This window comes from Streptomyces sp. NPDC047971 (assembly GCF_040653355.1).
Taxonomy (GTDB): domain Bacteria; phylum Actinomycetota; class Actinomycetes; order Streptomycetales; family Streptomycetaceae; genus Streptomyces.
The window spans coordinates 1-3,494 of record NZ_JBEZNW010000092.1; the positions used below are offsets into that span (position 1 = coordinate 1).

Genomic DNA, 3,494 nt, shown 5'->3' on the forward strand with positions numbered 1-3,494 from the left:
ATCAACGGCCCGAACACCGACACCAAATTCGCCAACGCCCCATGACCAACAGCCACACCCTTCGGCCGCCCCGTCGAACCCGACGTATAGATCACGTAAGCCACGTCAGCGCCGTGCAGGGTGACTTCGGGTGCCTCGGTGGGTGCGGAGGCCGGCGCGGTCCGCAGGTCCGCTCCGTCGACGGTCAGGACCGGCAACCGGCCCGTCGGAAGTCGGTCGAGCAGCTCCTCGGTCGTGAGCGCGAGGGCGGCACCACTGTCGGCGAGCATGTACGCGATCCGCTCGGCCGGGTGCTCCAGGTCGATGGGCAGGTAGCCTGCCCCGGCCTTCCAGGCCGCAAGGATCGCCACGATCATCTCGGCGTCCCGGCCCAGGCAGAGGCCGACGACCGCCTCGGCGCCGATGCCCCGGGCGACGAGGTGGTGCGCGAGGCGGTTGGCCCGCGCGTCCAGCTCGGCGTAGGTGACCTCGTGGCCGCCCGCGATCACCGCGACCGCGTCCGGGGTGCGGGCCACGTGCTCCGCGAACAGCTCCGGCACCGTGGCGGGCGCGATCTGCGTGGCCGTGTCGTTCCATGCGGTCAGCACCTGGTGCCGCTCGGCCGGGTCCAGGACGTCGACCGCGCTCAGCCGGGTGGACGGTTCGGCGACGAGACGTTCGAGGACCCGGACCCAGCGCTCGGCGAGCCGCGCGGTCGTCTCCGGCTCGAAGAGGTCCGCCGAAGCGACCACGGAGCCGCGGAGTCCGGCGGGGGCGCCGTCGGCACCGAGGGCCTCGGCCACCTCGAAGGCCAGGTCGAACTTGGCGGCCGCCTGCCCGGGGGCCGGAGCGGAGGAATCCCGCGGGGCGGACGTGCCGCCGGTACGCAGACCCGGCAGCTCGACGACCGCCTCGGCGTTGTTCTCCAGGGTCACCATGACCTGGAAGAGCGGGTGGCGCGCCAGCGAACGGGTCGGCGCCAGCTCCTCCACCAGCTTCTCGAACGGCACGTCCTGATGCGCGAACGCCGACAGACCCGTCTCGCGAACCCGACCCAGCACCTCCCGGAACGTCGGGTCACCCGACACGTCCGTACGCAGAACGAGCGTGTTCACGAAGAAACCGACCAGGTCGTCCATGGCGACGTCCGTACGGCCGGCGTTCACCGAACCGATCGGGATGTCCGTGCCGGCGCCCAGCTTCGACAGGAGGACGGCGGAGGCGGCCTGGAGCAGCATGAACACCGTCACGCCCTCGGCCTGCGCCAGCTCCTGCAGCCGTACGTGCACGTCGGCCGGGACCTCCACGGGCACGCGGTGTCCGCGGTGCGAGGCGATCTCCGGGCGGCGGTGGTCGGCCGGGAGCGCCAGCTCCTCCGGCGCTCCGGCCAGTGCCGCGCGCCAGTAGGAGATCTGCTGCGCCATGATGCTGTCCGGGTCGTTCTCGTCCCCGAGCAGCTCGCGCTGCCACAGGGCGTAATCCGCGTACTGGACCGGCAGCGGCTCCCACTCGGGCGCCCGGCCCTCGCGGCGCGCCGCGTAGGCCACCGACACGTCGCGCGCCAGCGGACGCTTGGACCAGCCGTCGCTCGCGACGTGGTGCATGACCACGACGAGCACTTGGTCGTCGGGCCCGGCGGAGAACAGCCAGGCGCGGAAGGGCATTTCGGTGGAGAGATCGAAGGTGTAGTCGGCCGCGGCGGCGACCGCGTCCTCCAGGTCCTCCGGGGCCACCTCGACGAGCGGCAGCTCCCAGGTCAGATCCTCGACCGGGATGACCCGCTGGTACGGCTCGCCGTCCGCGACCGGGAACACGGTGCGCAGGACCTCGTGGCGGCCGATCACGTCGCGCAGCGCCGCGCCGAGCGCGTGGTGGTCGACACCGCGCGAAAGGCGGAGTGAGACCGGGACGTTGTACGAGGATCCCGGCCCCTCCATCTGGCCGATGAACCAGAGCCGTTGCTGGGCGAACGAGAGCGGGGACCGCTCCGTGCGCTCCACCGGCGTCAGGGCACGGCGCGCCTTGTCTGCCCCGGCGACGCGGGCGGCGAGGCCCGCGACGGTCGGCGCCTCGAAGAGCGCCGCCATCTCGAGCTCGATGCCGAGCACGGCGCGGATCCGGCTGACCAGGCGGACGGCCAGCAGCGAGTGGCCGCCGAGAGAGAAGAAGCTCTCGTCGACGCCGACACTGTCCAGGCCGAGGACCTGGGCGAAGGCCGCGCAGAGAATCTCCTCCTGAGGCGTGGCGGGCGCGCGCCCGGCTCCTGCGGAGGCGTTGGCGTCCGGGGCCGGCAGAGCCTCGCGGTCGAGCTTGCCGTTCGCGGTCAGCGGGAGGGCGTCGAGGACCACGACCGCCGAGGGCACCATGTGATGCGGCAGCCGTTGGCCGGTGAACTCCCTTACTCGGGCGTCGAGTTCGGGTTCGACATCGTCCTGGTCGGTCGGGACGACGTAGGCGACGAGGCGGGTGTCCCCCGGCACGTCCTCCCGGGCGATGACAGCAGCCTGCGCGACCTCTCGATGCGCAGCGACCACCGCCTGGACCTCGCCCGGCTCGATCCGGAAGCCCCGGATCTTGACCTGCTCGTCGGCGCGGCCCAGGTACTCCAGGAGACCGTCACCCGTCCAGCGGGCCATGTCACCGGTGCGATACATCCGGCCGCCCGCCTCGAACGGGTTCGCCGTGAACCGCTCCGCCGTCAGACCAGGGCGCTTCACATAACCGCGGGCAAGCTGCGCACCGGCAATGTAGAGCTCACCGGCAACACCTGGAGCCACCGGCTCAAGACGGTCGTCCAGCACGTAGAGACGTGTGTTGGCGATCGGACGCCCGATCGGGACCGACTCACCAACCTCCTGACCCGCCGAGACCTCGAAGACACAGCACCCGACCACCGCCTCCGTCGGCCCGTACTCATTCACGACCACCGACCCGGGAGCCCGCGTCAGCCAGTCACGCACCACCCCACCGGGCAGAGCCTCACCACCGATAATCCAGCGCCTAGCGGCCGACGCCGCCTGCTCCCCAGTCAGCATCTCCGCCAGCAGCGGCAGATGCGCGGGCACCGCCTTCACCAGACCAAAACCACCAGTCCCGCGGATCAGCTCCGCCAGACCCTCGGCGCCACCAGCCTCACTGGTCACGACCGCGGAACCGGACACCAGCGGCACCAGAACACTGGTCACCGTCAGATCGAAGGCCAGCGACGAGTGGAGCGGGGCTCCACCGCCACCACTCATGCCATACGCATCGACAGCCCAGGCGACATAGTTCGCCAGACCACCATGAGTGACCGCCACACCCTTCGGCCGGCCCGTCGAACCCGAGGTGTAGATCACGTACGCCAGTCCCTCAGCCGCGACCGCCACCTCAGGCGACGCCGCCGGCGACGCGGCCAGCTGCATCCGGAGCAGCGCTCCATCCAGCGCCACGAACCGGTTCCGACCAGCCGGAAGATCATCAAGAATCTCCTCGGTCGTCAGCGTCAGCACCGCACCCGAGTCGGCCAGCATGAA

At 71.1% G+C, this 3,494-nt stretch carries 1 protein-coding gene; it reads right to left on the bottom strand.

Going from position 1 to position 3,494, the window contains the following annotated elements; translation table 11 throughout:
- On the bottom strand, positions 1–3,491 hold a 3,491-nt coding region (locus tag AB0D99_RS35550; RefSeq protein WP_362372344.1), incomplete at its 3' end, for an amino acid adenylation domain-containing protein.
- Positions 3,492–3,494: the final 3 nt, after the last annotated feature.